We start from the raw sequence: 15,606 nt of genomic DNA on the forward strand, positions 1-15,606 counted from the left end.
TCCTTGCGCCTGGCGCAAGGAAGGGGGCCTTCATGTACTTCGGCGCTACTCGGCGACCTCTTCGATGGCGGAGGTTCCGCGGGAGCCGGGGTTCCCGTACCGCTCCCACACCTCGTTCAGCCGGATCCGCCCGTCGGGCAGGAACTCCGGCGTGTTCGTGCTGTGCCCCGCGATCACCTGACCACTGGTCAGCACCATCGTGTAGGCCATGTCGATGGTCCCGTCCTCGCCGCACTTCCCGGTGAGCGACCCGAGCCGCACCCCGCCGCCGGTCAGTTCGGCCCACACCAGGTCGTCCTTCTGCCGGTACAGCGTCACCGGCGCGTTCGGATCCGTGCTGACCTTGCGGAACCGCTTGCCGTCGTAGTTGATCATCCGTTCTGCTCCGTCCGAGTCGGGAACCAGAGGTCGTCCGAGGTGAGATCCGCGAGGTCGTACTTCCCGAGCGCGCTGGCGAGCAGCCGTAGCTCGAGTTCGAGGCAGCGCACCAGCCGCACGAGCCCTTCGGCCGCGTCCTCGTCGACGGCGAGCAGCGCCGCCCGGCCGAGGCCGACCGCGGAAGCGCCCATCGCCAGGCATTTCAGCGCGCGGGCCCCTTCCCAGATCCGTCCCGACACCAGGAGCGACGCGTCGTGCTTGCCGACCCGGCGCAGGCATTCCACCAGCGGCAACCCCACCTGATCGAGGAAGACCGACGGCGCCCAGCCGGTGCCGCCCTCCGCACCGTCCACGGTGACGGCGTCCGCCCCCGCCGCCCACGCGACCCGCGCGGCCTCGCCGACGTCCCGGCCCGGGTGCAGTTTCACCCACGCGCGGGCTCGCGGGTAGTTGTTGCGCATCAGGTGGATCTGCTGGCGCAGGATCTCCCCGGTGAAGGTGCCGGGGCTGCTGGAACGCAGCACCATGGCCTGTTCCTTGCCGAACGCTTCGTCCACTGTGTACTGTTCGGCGATCTCGCCGGCGGCCGCGCGCGAGAGCACGGTCATCCCGCCCAGCCCCGGTTTGGCGCCCTGCCCCACCTTGAGCTCGAACGCCAGCCGCCCGGTCTCCAGCAGCTTCGTCGCCGACGGGTCGCTGTACACGAGGTTCCATACCTCCGCGTCGGCGTCTTCGGTGCTCTGCTGCACGACGACACCGCCCAGCCCGTCCGGCACGGCGGCGGCGTACGCGCGGATCCGGCCCAGCAGGCCGTCTTCGGCGCTTTCGCCCATCCGGCCGTATCCGTGCATGGGCACGACGTTCTCGCCGATCACCATCGGCATCCCGAGCCTGCCCGCCTGCTCGCTCGCGGCGATGCCGAGCCCGCTGCCCGCCACCTGCGTCGAGCCGAACGCGCACAGGAACACCGGCGACGGCGCGGTGAACCCACCGAGGACGGTCGACAGTCCGACGTCGCCGTACACCGGCTCACGCGCGAGGTCGAACATCTTCTCCAGCCGCCGCGGGACGAACACAGGCGGCACGATCCGCGCGCGGTCGAGTTCGTCGGTACCCGAGTCGACGTCCGCGCCGAACAGCGACCGGCCGTATCCCGCGACGTCGGGGAAGATCGCCGCACTGCCTTCCCGCGCCCTGGCCCGGATCGCGTCTTCGGGGAGCTGCCGCGCGGTGATCACGGCGCCGCTATCCCGGGCAGCTTCGGGTACGCGTTCGCCTGCCAGATCGCGTCCAGCCCGGCGATGTACCGCGTCACCCGCTCCAGTCCCATCCCGAAGCCCGCGCTCGGCGGCAGCCCTTCGCGCGCGAGGTCGAGGTACCAGGCGTACTTCGCCGGGTTCTCCCCCGTCTCCCGCATCCGCTCGATCAGCCGCCGGTACTCGTGCGTGCGCTCGCCACCACTGCAGAGTTCACCGAACCCGTCCGAGGCGATGAGATCGAAGTTCCGCAGCACCCCGGGTTCGGTGCTGGACTCGCCGTCGGTGAACCCGCGCGAACCCTTGGGGTAGTCGACGATGAAGAACGGCCGGTTCGTCTGCTCCGAGATGATCCGCTCGCCCTGCCAGTCGATCTCCGCGTCGGCGCTCTGCCCGTGCTGCAGGCCTTGCAGCCGCGACACCGCCTCGCGGTGCGTCATCCGCTCGAAATCCTCTTCCAGCAGCGCCGTGAACGCCTCCGGATCCCGGCCGAGCGTGGTAAGGTCCACTTTGGACTCTCGAAGGGTGTGGGCGACCACGTGCCGGAGCAGGCCCTGAGCGACGTCGAGCACCTCCTCTCGGCTCGCCCGCGCGACCTCGACGTCGATCTGGGTGAACTCGACCAGATGCCGTCCGGTGGTCGAGGTCTCCAGCGGTTCCAGCCGCACGTTCGGGGCGACGTAGAAGATCTTGTCGAACGCGAGCAGCGATGCCTGCTTGTACAGGATGACGCTGGTCATCATCTTGTACTTGTGCCCGTAGTAGTCGACGTCGACCTGCTTGGCTCCTCGGCATCCGGGGTCGGTGACCGGCCCGATCAGCGGCGGCTGCAGTTCCACGAACCCGTTCATACCGAGGTATTCGCGGGTGCCCGCGGTGATGCTGTTCTGGATGCGCAACGCCGCCTGCGTCACCGGCGACGTCAGATGCTCGCGGGTGCCCGGTGGCAGCGCCGCGGCCGATGGTGCGGTCATGTCCTACTCCCCTGTGTCAGTCGGTTCACGGGCTCGATTCCCGGCAGCCCGTACTTCTCGTCGAACGACCGCTCGACGTAGCGGAGCGCGTCCAGCAGATCACCCGAGGTCATCCGCCGTTCCGCGGGCAGGTCCACGAGGTCGCCCAGCGGCATCGCGCCGATCCGCTGCCACTCCAGGCGGCCGCGGGCGTCCAGCCGTCCGCGCGCCCGGCCGGCGTTGTCCGGGTGCAGGCAGAACGGCACGTCCAGCTGACCACGCGCGAACGCCGTGACCAGCGCCCTGCCGAGGTCGGTATGGAGCGAAAGGACGTTGTCCACCAACGCTTTCGCCTGCGCGTGGATCCCGGTGTCGCCGAGCCTGCCGATCCGCGACACACCTCGCGCGGCTTCGGCGGCGTGTTCCAGCGCGGTCACGTTCTCCGCCACGGTCGGCAGCCGGTGCGCTTCGGCGGTGGTCTTGACGATCAGCCTGCTCGCCCCCGTGCGGGCGGCCAGCCGCGCGGACTCCGCGATCAGCTCCAGCGCGCCGCCCGGTGTCCTCGGATGGACGCCCATGTAGCCGTAGATCACCACGTGCGTCCGCGCGTGCGGCACGTATTCGGCGATCAGCGCGTGCAGCGCCGCGACCGCCTCCTCGTCCTGACCGGCGTGGGTCTGCTGCGCGTAGCTGAAGGACAGGCAGCGGATCCCGTGCCGCCAGAAGAACATCCCCTCCAGCACGCTCAGCGCGACCAGCAGCGCCGGCGGGCACAGCTGGCCCATCATGCAGCCGCCGAAGGTCTCCAGATGCGGCTCCAGTTCGGGACCGCGGGCCTCGGCCAGCGTTTCGCACGAGCGCCGCCAGTTGTCGACGGCCGCCGAGAGCGGCATCCGGCTGTACGGCAGGCAGTACGACACCGGGCCGCCCTCGGTCGCGTGCAGCCCGAAGTCCAGCAGCGACCGGACGATCCGGCGGGGGTCCGCCGAACCGTGCCGGACCTGTACCGGGAAGTCCCCGGTCAGCACGCCGTCGAGCAACGCCGCCGTCGTCGCGGGATCGTGGTCGACGAGCGGGTACCCGTTGAGATCGGCACCGGCCGCCAGCGCCGCGCGAGCCGCCTCGTGGTCGCCGACCCTGGTGTAACTGTCGATCGTGATCGTGCCGACCGTCGCGGCCCGCGCCGCCCTGGTCGCCAGGAGCCCTCTGGTCATCCGCCCCGGATCCGCGAAACCCATGCGGGGCTGGACGACCAGATCGCCCCTGGCGTGATGACGCGCGACCACCTCGCCGAACGAATGTCCCCGCCGCGGGGTGAGCACGCTCATCCGGCACCCAGCGGGACACCGGGGGCGCGCACGGACAGGGTGCGGAGGAACGTCCGGAACGGGGTCAGCCCGCCGGCGTCCTCGAACACCGCGTCGAAACCGGCCTCCAACAGCCGCGCCGCGTTGCTGCCGCCCGTGACGTCGAGCTTCCCGCCGATGACGACCGGCATCGTGACCAGCTCCGCCCGCGCGCGAAACGCTTCCATCAACCGGACGCCGTCCTGACGGCCGTGCCCGTTGAGGCTGCCGATCACCAGCAGGTCCGGCCGCCGGGTGACGCATTCGCGCACGATCGTCGCGTCCGGGACGCAGGCACCGAGGTTGGTGACCCGGCAGCCCAGTTCCTCCAGCAACAGCTCCAGGTACACCAGGTTCCAGGTGTGCGCGTCGGACGAGAGCCCGGTGACGAGCACGTCGAGACCGGCGTCCGGGAGAGTGGGCTGGACGGCTTCGATGGTCATGGTGCGGCGCTCTCCCTCTCTCCTCGGTCCGGCCGCACGTCGATCTCGATCAGCGCGACCGCCTCTTCGGCAAGGCGCGACGCCTCCGCCGGGCTGTCCGCGGTCACCATCAGGTCGCCGACGCGATCCCACGAGCTGCGCAGCCCGTCGAACCGGTCGCCCGCGGAAACCTCGACGTCGCACAGGAACACGCCTTCTGACTGCGACGCCTTCTCCACCCCGCGCACGTCCTCGACGAGGCCGGGTTCGATCGAGAGGAACCGGACCGCGGCGCCGCCTTCGGCCTTGCGCGGCAACACGTCCACGACCGGCTCGTCCTTCATGACCGAGAAGTAGGCGCGGTTCAGCTCCACCGGATAGGCGCGCTGGATCAGCTCGATGATGCCGTCGCCCGCGAACCGGCCGGCGCATTCGACCAGGTACGGGACACCGTCCGAGACGATCCATTCGCAGTGGACGATCCCGGTCCGGAACCCGGCCGCGTCGGTGAGCCTGCGGGTCTCCTCGGTCAGCGTCGCGGTCAGCTCGTCCGGGATGTCGGCGGGGACGATATGCGCGAGCTCGATCGGGCGCGGGCCGGGGAACAGCTGCTTGCCGGTGACGTTGGCGAACAACGGTTCGCCGTCCCGCAGCAGCATCTCGACGCTGTACTCGTCGCCCTCGACGAAACTCTCGGCCAGCATCTTCAGTTCCATCGCGCGGTCCGGGACGAAGATCCCCTCGTCCTGCACGACGCAGTTCGCCCACGCCTGTTCGGCTTCCGCCGGGTCGGTGAGCACCTGTGTCCCCACCGACGCCTGCCGGTTGGCAGGCTTCAGCACGGTCTTCCCCGGATGCCGCGCCATGAACTCGCGGACCTGGTCCGGGCTTTCGACACGCGCCGACGCCGGATTCGCGATCCCCGCCGCCTGGCTGACCAGGCGCAGCACCGCCTTGTCCCGCAGGATCTGCGCCGCGCCGAACCCCGCGCCGGGCAGGCCGTAGCGTTCCGCCAGCCGGGCCGCGAACGGGGTCGCGTACTCGGTCAGCGGGACGACGGCGGCCGGGTCGAGGTCGCGGTGGACGTGGTAGAACTCGTCCGCCTTGCCGGGCAGGTGGAACTCCCATTCGATCAGCTCGCGCACCAGCGCCGAACCGGCCACCGTCTTCCGCGCGTCGCGTTTGCGGACGACGTCGGGTTCTTCGACGAAGATGACCGATCCGTCCGGCTGGAAGTCCTTGATGGACGAGCCCAGTGCGGCGGCCACGAACCCGACCAGCACCACCGGCCGCGTCATGACTCGTCCCGCACGTAGTACCAGTTCTCGGGGTTGATCAGCCCGTACGGGTTGATCGGCGAGAAGCCGCGCAGATTGCCCTTGACCTCGAACAACCGCCGCGGGAACGTCGGCATGAAGATCACCGGGGCCTGGTCGGCGATGTACTCCTGGTACTCGTGCAGCGCTTCGAGGTCGTCGGAGGTGACCGTCTTCGCGATCAGCTCGTCCGCCTTGGCGTCGCGGTAGTTGCTGAAGTTGCAGGAAGCCCCGCTCTGGAACAGGTTCTCGCCGGTCGGGTAGTTGTAGACCCAGCCGCCACCCCAGCAGGACAGCTCCCACATCCGTGCCTCGCCGGGGCCGTCCTGCGCCACCAGGACCGAGCCCATCACTTCCTGCAGGCGGATCTCGATACCCGCCTTGGCCGCGTTGTCGCGCAGTTGCTCCATCAGCCGGGTCAGCGCCGGCCTGCCTTCCCAGTACCGCAACGAGAAACTCAGCTCGGTGCCCGCCGGGATGCCCTCGCCCGCCTCGCCGGGCCCGGTACCGGGGCGTACGCAGACCGCCGGGGAAACGCTGACGTCCCAGCCGTTCTCGGAGAGCAGGCTCCGCGCCTTCTCCAGGTCGAACGGCCAGAAGCCGCCACGTTCGGTGATCTTCGGCGAGACGAGGTCGCTCGTCGGCAGCACGGGGATCGGTCCGGTCTGGCTCCAGCCGTAGCCCTGGTAGATCTCGCGCGCGCCGTATTCCTGGTCGAGACAGCTCTGCAGCGCCTGCCGGATGTAGGGCCGCCGGATCAGGTGGCCGGCGATGGTCGGGTTGCCGAAGTTCACCGCGATGAAGTTGATGGTGAACAGGATCTGCGGTTCCAGCTGGAAGCCGTCACCGAGCGGGTTGGGGCCGCCCTTGGTCGGGTCGCCGTCCGGCTGGACGCCCATGCCCAGCGGCAGGAAGCCGACCTCGACGTCACCCGACTCCAGCAGCGCGTACTGCTGCTCGTCGGAGGACGTCGGGACCTGACGCAGCTCGTCGAGGTGGGCGGGGTTCGGGCCGCTGTAGTGCTCGTTCGGGACGAAGGTGACGACGCCTTCTTCGGTGTAGCTCTTCAGCTTCCACGGCCCGTTGACGACACTCCACACAGGACTGTCCGCCCAGCGCGTGCGGTGGCTGTTGTCCTCGGCGACGGGGTCGCCGTTCTCCGCCATCAGGTACTCGTACACGGCCTCGGCCTGGCCGATGTCGTGGGTGGCGTCGGCGGGTCCGTCCGCGGTGCGGTCCCAGGCCTTCGGCATCGGGGTGATCATGGTGAGCTGGTTGAGCAGGATCCAGTTCTTCGAGTACGCCTTGTCGAAGGTGAAACTCACCTCGTCCTCGGCCACCTTCTCGAAGGACACCAGGTTGTCCGGGAAGAATCCCTCGGTGTAGGCGCCGAACCTCGGCCCCTTCACCTTCAGCATGTTGACCCAGAAGATGACGTTGTCCGCGCAGACCGTCTCGCCGTTCGACCACTTCCACGGTTTGATCCGGACCGTGCAGGTGCGGCCGCTTTCGTCCCACACCGGCTCCTCGCCGATGCTGAGGTCGTGGTCGACCGCCGGCTCGCCGTCGCGGCCGAGCCAGTACAGCGGCCGGTACATCAGCATCTGGAACTCGTAGAGGTTCCGCATGCCGTACCGCTCGCCGGGGGTGAACGGGAAGATGATGGCCGGCGGGAATCCGGGCAGGCAGGCCCAGGTCGCCACGCCGCCCTTGATCGGCTTTTCCGTCATGACTTTCGTTTCCTCCGCTCGTCGCCGCGCTCAGGCGGCGGTCGCCTCGAGAACCTCGGCCGGCCGCTTCTCCTGCGCCGACAACGGTTTCGCCAGACTGAAGTAGGTACCGATCACGATCGCGCCCTGCAGGAGAGCCAGTCCCCAGAAGGCGTAGGGCACGGAAGTCGCGTCCGCCAGCGAGGACAGCGCGACCGTCGCGCCGACACCGAGCCCGAGGCCCAGTGCCTGGGTGCCGCCGAAGATCCGGCCGACGCGCGCTTCCGGGCTGGCCCGCATCAGCAGCGTGCGGGCCGCGATCCGGCCTTGCGCGAAGCAGAATCCGGCGAACGGGATCGCCGCCATCAGCGCGATGTAGTGCAGCGGCTGGATCGCCAGGCAGATCAGGTTGCCGAGCGTGCCGAGCACGGCGAGGTGGATCCCCTTGAACCGCTTGCTGACCTTGCCGTAAGCCGCGGCGCCGATGATGAACCCGGCACCGGCGAGCGCGTCGACCACCCCGATCATCCACGCGCCCTGGTTGAAGGTCTGCAGGATCAACGTCGTCAGGATGACGTTGGCGACCATCAGCCCGATGTTGCCGTTGGCGTACAGCAGCGCGAGCCGTTTGACCGGCTGGCGCACGGGGACTTCGACCGGTTCCGACGGGGCTTCGGTCGTGGAGGTCTCGACGGTCACCGGCGCCTTGACCGGTTTGCGGCCGATCGCGTAGACCAGCACGGCCGAGAGGACGAAGCTCAGCGAGTTGAACACGAACAGCGGCGTGGCGCCGAACCAGATCACCAGGAAGCCCGCGAGCGAGGACGCCAGCAGCATCCCGGAGTTGCTCGCCATCTCGAAATGGGAGTTGAACTTCCCGAGCCGCTCGTCCCGGATCCGTTCCTTGATCAGGCCGTTGCTCGCGGGCATGAACAACGCCGCGGTGCAGGCGAGCATGAAGTTCGCGATGTAGGAACCCAGGTTCGCCGGGCCGCCCATCCACAGCCACAGCGGCAGCGCCAGCGCGGTCATCGCGCTCACCAGATCCGCCGCCACGCACAACATCCGGCGGTCGACCTTGTCGACCAGCTTGCCGAACAGGACGGCGAGCGCGACCTGCGGGATGGACACCGCGATGAACAGCCAGCCGACGGCGAGCGTGGTCTGTTCGGCGTGGAAGACCAGGATCGCCGCCGCGGTGATCTGGAACGCGTTGCCCGCCGTGGTGACGAAACCCGCCGGGACCAGCAGGCGTTCGGCGAGCCGGGAACTCCGGACCGCGTCGGCGGAGAGGGTGCTGTCGAGTGACATGGGGTCTCAGACCTCGCTCGTCGGGGGGAATTCCAGTGGTGGCACGGTGAAGGCCGTGGTGTGCGTGACGTCGAAGGCGGCCGCGGTGATCCGGGGTTCGAATCGGCCCGCTTCGGCGGCACGCTCGGCGAGGTCGATCAGGATCGGTGAAGCACAGCCAATCAGGGCCCGCAGTTCGAGGAAGAGGTCACCGAGCCGGGCGCGGAGCATCTCCTGGTCGAGGTTGCCCTTCAGCGTCCGTTCCGTCGCCGCGCGCAGGCGTTCGACGTGCTGCACCACCAGATCGGCGGCACGGCTGAGGCTGAAGTCCTCGAGTTCGTAGTTCAAGGCGAACCGGGAGACCATCGCCGCGGCGCGTTCGGTGGCTTCGGTCGACACCGGGAGCGAGCCGTTCTCGCCGCCGACCTCGGCGGTCAGTTTCGCCAGTGTTTCGGCGAGTTCGTTCCAGGGGGTGACCAGCCGCTCGCTTGCGACCTTCTCCAGCGCGGCGCGGGAGAAGTTGGTCCGCGCGAACTCGGGGGCGGTGAGGTTGAGGTGGAACCGCGCGATGTCGCGAGGCACCTCGGCCGCCAGCTCACGGGCCCAGACCACATGCCCCTTGCTGGTGGAGAACTTCTCGTTCTCCAGCTCGTAGAACTCGTTGACGAGCAGGGTGTCCGGGAGGACGTAGCGGCCTTCGAGGGCGATCAGCTCGGCGACGTGGACGACACCCCAGGTGAACAGCGGATCGAACCCCATGAACACCACGACCCGCGCGTCGTTCTCCGCGAGCCAGGCGTCGTCGTCCGCGACCTTCGGCTTTCCGTTGCGCCGCAACGCGTACTCGGTGCAGTACATCGAGGCGGGCATACCCTCGACCCAGGCGTTGAGCCGTTGCCCCGGGGTCTGGAGGAACGGCGCCGGCAGGCCCCATTTCACCGGGTACGTGATGGCGAAATCGGGCAACGGCCCGGCCAGCAGCTCCCGCATGAGCCCGAGCACGTGCGGCCGCCACGCGGGACCGCGTTCCTCGTAGTAGGCGAGGAGCTGCTCGCGGTACTCCGATACGGGGAAGACCATGATCTCGGTCTCCCGGTAGGTCACCTCGTCGGCCGGATCGAGGACCGAGTACGGCTCGATGAGCGCGTCGAAGTCGATCGGATGCCCGCAGCCCTCGCAGAACCCGCCGCGGCTGTCGGCGAGGCACGTCGGGCAGCCACCACCGACGAATCCCTCGACCAGGAACTCGCCCTTGCTCTCGCTGTACGGCAGCCGGACCTTGCGCAGCCGGAGTTTTCCCTTGTCGTACAGGCGTTTGACGTAGTCGTGGACGAGCGCTTTGTAGCCTTCGTCGGTCGGCGAGAAACCGTCGACCTCGACACCCATCGCCTTGAAGGTGAGCTGGATGTTCTCGGTCGACTGCTTCACCAGTTCGGGCGGTGTCAGCCCGACCCTGGCCGCGCTGGTGACGAGGTAGGTCTGGCTGTCGTCGGTGCAGGAGGCGAACACGGCCTCGCGGCCCGCCGCGCGCAGGTACCGCCGGTGCACGTCGGCACCGAGGTACGGGCCGGCGATATGCCCGATGTGCAGATCCCCGTTGGACGTCGGCGGGCCGCCGATGATCACCACCGGTCGCGTGTCGGCCATGGTCACGCCTCCGCCGCGTGCCGGGCGGCGAACTTCGCCGTCATGTCGGAGTCCCACCAGATCGCGTACATCTCGAAGTCCTCCGCACCGTCGTTGAGAATGCGGTGCTCGGTGCCGGGCCGGTGGAACTCGATGTCGCCGGGCCTGAAGGCGCGGCGCTCTCCCCCGGACTCGACGACCGCCTCGCCGCTGACGGCGATGAAGATCTCGTACTCGTGGTGGGAGTGCGCGCCCGTCGCGCCGTGCGCCGGCACCGTCACCCAGGCGCCTTCGAACGGCGCGTTCAATGCCGCCCACGGCAGGAGCCGCTGGCCGTAGGCACCGTTCTCGAAGACCATCTTTTCCCGCTCAAGCGGACGGATCTCCATGACTTTCTCTTTCTTCTCGTGGGTCAGCGGGTGGCGACGATGGGGGCGGTTTCCGACGTCGGCTGCGGTGGCACCGCGGGGTTTTCGCCGCGATGGGCGAGGATGTCCTGCAGGATGTCGTTGGCCCGCGGGGCGAGGACGCTCAGCAGCGAGTCCGCGATCCCGTGCGTGGCCTCGTTGACGCCCTGGAGGTACACGGCCGCGGTGGCGGGCTGGTCGATCTCCAGCCGGTAGTCGCGGGTCACCTTGATCTCCGACAGCCCGATCGACTTCGCGATCTCCTGGACCATCCTCGGCATCTCCGGGGAGAAACCGGTGCCGAGCAGCACGAGATCGGTCCGCAGTTCCTGGATCTCGCCGGTGCGCCGGTCGGTCAGCTCCAGCACGATCTCGTCGCCCTCGTCACGGGCGTCGGTGATGTCGTTCATCGTGATCATCTTGAGCCGGGAACGACCGGAGAGACGGTCCAGGTAGACGGATCGGTAGAGCGCGTCCATCGTGCCCGGCGCCAGCCCGGAGTAGTTGGTGTGGTGCATCTCCTTGAGCATCTGCTCGCGTGCTTCCGGCCGTGCCTCGAAGAACTTGTCCACATGGGACGGGAAGAACAGCTCGTTGTTGAACTTGCTGCTCTCGTAGTAGTTCAGGCCGATCGAACGCATCACCATGGTCGGCTTGCATTCGGGCAGGTCGGTCTGCACCGAGCTGAACAGCTCCGCCGCGCTCTGCCCGGCGCCGATCACCGCGACGCGGTACGGGAGATCCTTGCGTAGCTTCGCGATTCTCGGCAGGTACTGCGTGCTGTGGATGACGCGATCCTGGTTCACGGTCCGGAGCAGGTCGGGGATCCGCGCGTCGCGACCCGCGCCGACCACCAGGTACCGGCTGCGGATCACCTCGCCGTCGGCGACGCGGGTGTCCCAGCCGGTGAGCGTTCCGTCCGTCCACACGGGAGTGATCTCCTGGCATTCGCGGCCGCGCTGCAGGTCAACCAGGGAGAGCGAGTCAGCCGTCCACTTGAGATAGTCGGCGAGTTCCACCCGGTACGGGACGAAACTGCCCATGTTCACGAATTCGTTGAGCCGGTTCGTGGCGTGCAGGTAGTTCAGGAACGAGAAGCGGCTGCGCGGGTTGCGCAGGGTCACCAGGTCCTTGAGGAACGAGACCTGCGACAGCGCCTCCGGCAGGAGCATGCCCCGCTGCCAGGAGACCTCTTCGTCCCGTTCGAGCAGGACCGATTCGCGGGCCAGGCCGGGCGCGAGCTCTTCCAGTGCCACTGCGAGCGCCAGGTTGGACGGTCCTGCTCCGACTGCGAGCAGCTCGACATCACGGTTCGCCATTTGTTTGCTCCGCCATCGTTGAGAGTGCTGGGAAGGTTGTGCTGCGGTGCCGGTGCGCGGTCAGGCGCCGGCGGCCACCGAGGGCAACAGGGGATGCGCGGTCAGCCGGACCTGGGCCATGGCCTTGTCCAGCACCGCTTCGCAGTCTTCGGGATCGGTGCCCGCGCAGATCACGTACGCGTGCCGCGAGATGAACTCCGCCGGCGGCAACCGCAGGCGCGCACCCGGCTCGACGAGCACGTCGGCGGCGAGGATTCCGTTGTCTCGCAGGGAATCCGGGACCGACACGGACTCGATGACACAGTCCTGTTTCGGGTAGCCGAACCGCACACCGACCCAACGGGGTTCGGCCTCGTGCGGAAGGTGCGGGCGCATGCCGAGCGCGACGTCGACCGCGGACGCGCCCGGGTCGACCCCGGTCGCGAACTTGGCCAGCAACGGGATCAGGTCCCCGCCGAGCCTGCCGTTGATCTCCACGATCACCGGCCCGCGTTCGGTGAGTTTGAGCTCGGTATGCGTGATGCCGTACCGGAAGTCGATCGCGCTGTGCGCGCGGGCCAGCGTCGAGCGCAAGGCCGGGTCGGCGAGCAGCGCGTCCGCGGAGCTGACCAGGTGGCCGAGCTCCTCGAAGTACGGGTGCATGCCGACCGTCTTGTGCGCCACGAACATCGGCGTGTACTCGCCGTCCACGACGGCGCCGTCCACGCTGATCTCCGGGCCGCTCAGGTACTCCTCGACCAGCGCGCCACCCTTGTAGGCGGGAGAGCCGCCGAAGCTGGCGTCCTCCGCGGTCCGGAACGCCTTCCGCACCGCCTCGGCGTCTTCCGCCAGGCTGACGCCGATGCTGGCCCCGCCCCCACGCGGCTTGACGACGACCGGGTACCCGATCCGGTCGGCAACGCGAACGGCCTGGTCGTCGTCGTGCACGAACCCGAAATCGGGCTGCGCGACACCGGCCGCGGTGAGCGTCCGGCGGCTGAACCACTTGTCACGGCAGCCTTCGATCGCGGAGATCCCGGCGCCCGGCACCCCGAGTTCGTCCGCGACATGCGCCGCCGCCACGATCAGCGCCTCGTCCCAGGACACCACGCCGAGCACCGGCGTGGTCGCGTTCAGCGCCCTGGCCGCGGCCAGCACGGCGTCCTGGTCCTGAGTGTCCAGCACCGTCGCGCCGGTGATGTAGCGCTCCTGCCAGGTCGGTTCGGTCCCGTTGAACAGCCACAAGGGATGCCGGTGCCCGGCCGACGCCAACAGGTACTCCCGGTACGGCCGCATCCCGCAGCCGATCACCAGGACAACACCCTCCGCTGAGCTCATTCCCTCTCCCCACCAGCCCGTCGCTCCGTCGCGGGCTACTACATCCCGGGGGCGGGTTGACCGGAACCCTTGATTCGGGAAGAACAATCAACGAGGGCGCGGTTTCAGAGTGCCGCTTCGTAAGCGGCGGCGAGACGCTGCAGTACGCCGGGGCCGTCCTTCTCCGGTGCCGGCTCGCCGAGGTGGACGACCCGCAGTTCGGCCATGAACTCCGACCACAGTTCCGGCCCGCCCGCGGCGAGCAGTTCGGCCCGCACCCGCAGGCGCTCGGTCGTCGGACGATGCTCGATACCCCAGGAACCGAGGTGCGCGAACACGGGCACCAGCTGGATCGACGCCTCGGTGAGGCTGTACGCGGCCCGCCTGCCGGGTCCGGCGTCCTCGCGGGTCAGCAGACCGGCCTTGACCAGCCGCTTCAACCGGTCGGCGAGGATGTTGGACGCGATCCCCTCTTCGGATCCGGCGAGCAGCTCCCGGAAGTAGCGCCGGGTGCCGAACATGATGTCCCTCAGCACGAGCAGGCTCCAGCTGTCGCCGAACGCCTCGACCGCGGCGTTGATCGGGCAGCCGGAACGGGCGGGTTCCGCCATCCCTTCACCTCCGCAAGAAGTGGTTGCAATCTACTATCGCTCACTTTATCGTGAACGAACCGATTGCAGAACGCAAGCACCTGGAGGCCGGGATGCTCGAACCACAGACCGCGGACGGGAAAGTGCTGTGGCACTTCACGATGTCCCTCGACGGCTTCGTCGCGGGTCCGGGCCACGGCATGGACTGGATGACCGGGATCACTGCCAGGCCGGACCTGATCGACGAATACGCCACGACCACCGGCGCCGTCCTCGGCGGCCGCGACGGCTGGGACGCCTACCCCGACCCGAGCGGTATCTACGGCGGCGCCTGGAAAGGGCCACTGTTCGTCCTGACCCACCACCCCGAAGACGCCACACCCACCGACGGGGTGACTTTTCTGAACTGCGGCGCGGACGAAGCCGTCCGGATCGGCCTGGAGGCGGCGAACGGGAAGAACCTCGAGGTGTTCTCGCCGGACATCGGGCGCCAGTTGCTCGCGCTCGGGTTGATCGACGAGATCGATCTGCATATCGCGCCGGTCCTGCTCGGCGACGGCATCCGGCTGTACGACAACCCCGGCGGGGCGCCGATTCACCTCCGCGGACTCGGGCGGGACGACCCGCGAGGTGTGATCGACGTCCGGTTCCGGCCCGCGCCCGGCCGTGAGTGATCCTGGCCGTTGGAGCGACCGGTCTTTTGACGAGAAGGGCGAATGTGTGGTGTTCGTGAGCGAGGTCGAGGCCGGGGTGAAGGCTCCCCTCGCCGAGTCTTATGCAGCGAAGGGAGCCTTCAGCCCTGGCCGGCACGGGGTCGTGAACCCCTAGGCCAGAATGATGTTCACCATCCACGAGATGCCGAACCTGTCGATGCAGGCCCCGAATTCGTCGCCCCACATCTGCTTTTCGAGAGGAACCGAAACGGTGCCGTCGGCGGAAAGTTTCTCCCAGTATCCGCGCAATTCCTCGCCGTCGTCGCCACTGAGGCTGATCGACACGTTGGTGCCCGGATTGTGCTCCATTCCCGGCGGCGTGTCCGACGCCATGATCGTGTAGCCGCTCGGGGAATCGAGCTGGCTGTGCATGATCTGGTCCTCCGCCGGCGTTCCGGCCATACCGGACTCGCCGAACGTATTCAGCGTCAGTTCTCCGCCGAACACCGACTTGTAGAACTCCATGGCCTGCCGGGCATCGCCGGCGAAGCTGAGGTAAGGATTGAGACGGGTAGCCACCGGAACGCTCCTTCTGGTCGGGTCACGAGCATCCTGGCAGACGCCTCGGGGCGCGACAACGGCTGGACTACCGCCGGGTTAATTCCTTCGCGCACCGAAAATTCAACCCCGTTCACCGAATACGGTGAGCGATTTCCCGAACTCCGCTTCAGGGTCCCCCCGAATGCCCGCGTTCCGGATCCACCCGCGACGGCCGACCGGTTCGGCGACGTCGCGACGATCCTCAATCCGAACGGGAACGACCGGTCGGCTGGTGCGACATCGGACCGCGCTCGCACCTGCACCGCATGACGCATTCCCGCACGATGCCGCCGATCGACGACGTGCCGGCGTGGACGGTCACCTGTTTCGTCGTGGCTCGATCTGCGCGCCGGCTCGCAAGGGGCGACCGACCAGCGGGGGTGGGGGGGGGGGCCCCCGCGGGGGGCAGAACGACAGGACCGACATGGGTTGGGGGGCAAACAGC

At 68.5% G+C, this 15,606-nt stretch carries 15 protein-coding genes; 1 reads left to right on the forward strand and 14 read right to left on the reverse strand.

Translation table 11 applies throughout. The features are described from left to right. Positions 1–45: 45 nt before the first annotated feature. The 13 genes from ACFVM3_RS37785 to ACFVM3_RS37845 form a co-directional block, all read right to left on the reverse strand. The gene (locus ACFVM3_RS37785) at positions 46–375 is read right to left on the reverse strand and encodes a hypothetical protein (protein ID WP_378444642.1); all 330 of its coding nucleotides are present in this window, start codon (positions 373–375) and stop codon (positions 46–48) included. Continuing rightward, positions 372–1,616, reverse strand: coding sequence for a glutamate synthase-related protein (locus ACFVM3_RS37790; protein ID WP_378444643.1), 1,245 nt, complete (start codon positions 1,614–1,616; stop codon positions 372–374). The genes ACFVM3_RS37785 and ACFVM3_RS37790 overlap by 4 nt, the downstream gene beginning before the upstream one ends. Beyond that, on the reverse strand, positions 1,613–2,608 hold the full coding sequence (locus ACFVM3_RS37795) for an asparagine synthetase A (protein ID WP_378444644.1): 996 nt from the start codon (positions 2,606–2,608) through the stop codon (positions 1,613–1,615). The genes ACFVM3_RS37790 and ACFVM3_RS37795 overlap by 4 nt, the downstream gene beginning before the upstream one ends. After that, entirely contained in the window at positions 2,605–3,915 is a 1,311-nt protein-coding gene (locus ACFVM3_RS37800; protein WP_378444645.1) for a methylaspartate mutase, read from the reverse strand. Before ACFVM3_RS37800 ends, ACFVM3_RS37795 begins: the two co-directional genes overlap by 4 nt. After that, the gene (locus tag ACFVM3_RS37805) at positions 3,912–4,376 is read right to left on the reverse strand and encodes a cobalamin B12-binding domain-containing protein (RefSeq protein ID WP_378444646.1); all 465 of its coding nucleotides are present in this window, start codon (positions 4,374–4,376) and stop codon (positions 3,912–3,914) included. The genes ACFVM3_RS37800 and ACFVM3_RS37805 overlap by 4 nt, the downstream gene beginning before the upstream one ends. Then, on the reverse strand, positions 4,373–5,653 hold the full coding sequence (locus tag ACFVM3_RS37810; protein WP_378444647.1) for an ATP-grasp domain-containing protein: 1,281 nt from the start codon (positions 5,651–5,653) through the stop codon (positions 4,373–4,375). The genes ACFVM3_RS37805 and ACFVM3_RS37810 overlap by 4 nt, the downstream gene beginning before the upstream one ends. Beyond that, a complete protein-coding gene (locus ACFVM3_RS37815; RefSeq protein WP_378444648.1) occupies positions 5,650–7,401 on the reverse strand; it encodes an ABC transporter substrate-binding protein in 1,752 nt (583 codons plus the stop codon). The genes ACFVM3_RS37810 and ACFVM3_RS37815 overlap by 4 nt, the downstream gene beginning before the upstream one ends. 30 nt (positions 7,402–7,431) lie before the next feature. Then, on the reverse strand, positions 7,432–8,691 hold the full coding sequence (locus ACFVM3_RS37820) for an MFS transporter (RefSeq protein ID WP_378444649.1): 1,260 nt from the start codon (positions 8,689–8,691) through the stop codon (positions 7,432–7,434). A 6-nt stretch (positions 8,692–8,697) separates the two neighbouring features. Next, complete coding sequence (locus ACFVM3_RS37825; RefSeq protein ID WP_378444650.1) at positions 8,698–10,317, reverse strand: class I tRNA ligase family protein; 1,620 nt, start codon at positions 10,315–10,317, stop codon at positions 8,698–8,700. A gap of 2 nt (positions 10,318–10,319) precedes the next feature. Continuing rightward, entirely contained in the window at positions 10,320–10,685 is a 366-nt protein-coding gene (locus ACFVM3_RS37830) for a cupin domain-containing protein (RefSeq protein WP_378444651.1), read from the reverse strand. 23 nt (positions 10,686–10,708) lie between these two features. Continuing rightward, positions 10,709–12,022 carry a lysine N(6)-hydroxylase/L-ornithine N(5)-oxygenase family protein gene (locus tag ACFVM3_RS37835; RefSeq protein ID WP_378444652.1) on the reverse strand — a complete coding sequence of 438 codons (1,314 nt, stop codon included), beginning with the start codon at positions 12,020–12,022 and terminating at the stop codon, positions 10,709–10,711. Positions 12,023–12,082: 60 nt separating this feature from the next. After that, positions 12,083–13,339, reverse strand: coding sequence for an ATP-grasp domain-containing protein (locus ACFVM3_RS37840; RefSeq protein ID WP_378444653.1), 1,257 nt, complete (start codon positions 13,337–13,339; stop codon positions 12,083–12,085). A gap of 104 nt (positions 13,340–13,443) precedes the next feature. Beyond that, entirely contained in the window at positions 13,444–13,929 is a 486-nt protein-coding gene (locus tag ACFVM3_RS37845) for a winged helix-turn-helix transcriptional regulator (RefSeq protein WP_378444654.1), read from the reverse strand. Between the two features lie 92 nt (positions 13,930–14,021). On the opposite strand from ACFVM3_RS37845, the gene ACFVM3_RS37850 reads away from it, so the two are divergent. After that, complete coding sequence (locus ACFVM3_RS37850; protein ID WP_378444663.1) at positions 14,022–14,582, forward strand: dihydrofolate reductase family protein; 561 nt, start codon at positions 14,022–14,024, stop codon at positions 14,580–14,582. Between the two features lie 150 nt (positions 14,583–14,732). On the opposite strand, the gene ACFVM3_RS37855 is transcribed toward ACFVM3_RS37850, so the two are convergent. Beyond that, positions 14,733–15,140, reverse strand: coding sequence for a VOC family protein (locus tag ACFVM3_RS37855; RefSeq protein ID WP_378444655.1), 408 nt, complete (start codon positions 15,138–15,140; stop codon positions 14,733–14,735). Between the last annotated feature and the right edge of the window lie 466 nt (positions 15,141–15,606).

It is taken from the genome of Amycolatopsis sp. NPDC057786 (assembly GCF_042797905.1).
Classification (GTDB): domain Bacteria; phylum Actinomycetota; class Actinomycetes; order Mycobacteriales; family Pseudonocardiaceae; genus Amycolatopsis.

What these genes read in the sequence shown, in the direction of transcription:
- ACFVM3_RS37785 (WP_378444642.1), bottom strand. Translation starts at nt 375, where the DNA reads ATGATCAACTACGACGGCAAGCGGTTCCGCAAGGTCAGCACGGATCCG.
- ACFVM3_RS37795 (WP_378444644.1), bottom strand. Translation starts at nt 2,608, where the DNA reads ATGACCGCACCATCGGCCGCGGCGCTGCCACCGGGCACCCGCGAGCAT.
- ACFVM3_RS37800 (WP_378444645.1), bottom strand. Translation starts at nt 3,915, where the DNA reads ATGAGCGTGCTCACCCCGCGGCGGGGACATTCGTTCGGCGAGGTGGTC.
- ACFVM3_RS37805 (WP_378444646.1), bottom strand. Translation starts at nt 4,376, where the DNA reads ATGACCATCGAAGCCGTCCAGCCCACTCTCCCGGACGCCGGTCTCGAC.
- ACFVM3_RS37810 (WP_378444647.1), bottom strand. Translation starts at nt 5,653, where the DNA reads ATGACGCGGCCGGTGGTGCTGGTCGGGTTCGTGGCCGCCGCACTGGGC.
- ACFVM3_RS37815 (WP_378444648.1), bottom strand. Translation starts at nt 7,401, where the DNA reads ATGACGGAAAAGCCGATCAAGGGCGGCGTGGCGACCTGGGCCTGCCTG.
- ACFVM3_RS37820 (WP_378444649.1), bottom strand. Translation starts at nt 8,691, where the DNA reads ATGTCACTCGACAGCACCCTCTCCGCCGACGCGGTCCGGAGTTCCCGG.
- ACFVM3_RS37825 (WP_378444650.1), bottom strand. Translation starts at nt 10,317, where the DNA reads ATGGCCGACACGCGACCGGTGGTGATCATCGGCGGCCCGCCGACGTCC.
- ACFVM3_RS37830 (WP_378444651.1), bottom strand. Translation starts at nt 10,685, where the DNA reads ATGGAGATCCGTCCGCTTGAGCGGGAAAAGATGGTCTTCGAGAACGGT.
- ACFVM3_RS37835 (WP_378444652.1), bottom strand. Translation starts at nt 12,022, where the DNA reads ATGGCGAACCGTGATGTCGAGCTGCTCGCAGTCGGAGCAGGACCGTCC.
- ACFVM3_RS37840 (WP_378444653.1), bottom strand. Translation starts at nt 13,339, where the DNA reads ATGAGCTCAGCGGAGGGTGTTGTCCTGGTGATCGGCTGCGGGATGCGG.
- ACFVM3_RS37845 (WP_378444654.1), bottom strand. Translation starts at nt 13,929, where the DNA reads ATGGCGGAACCCGCCCGTTCCGGCTGCCCGATCAACGCCGCGGTCGAG.
- ACFVM3_RS37850 (WP_378444663.1), top strand. Translation starts at nt 14,022, where the DNA reads ATGCTCGAACCACAGACCGCGGACGGGAAAGTGCTGTGGCACTTCACG.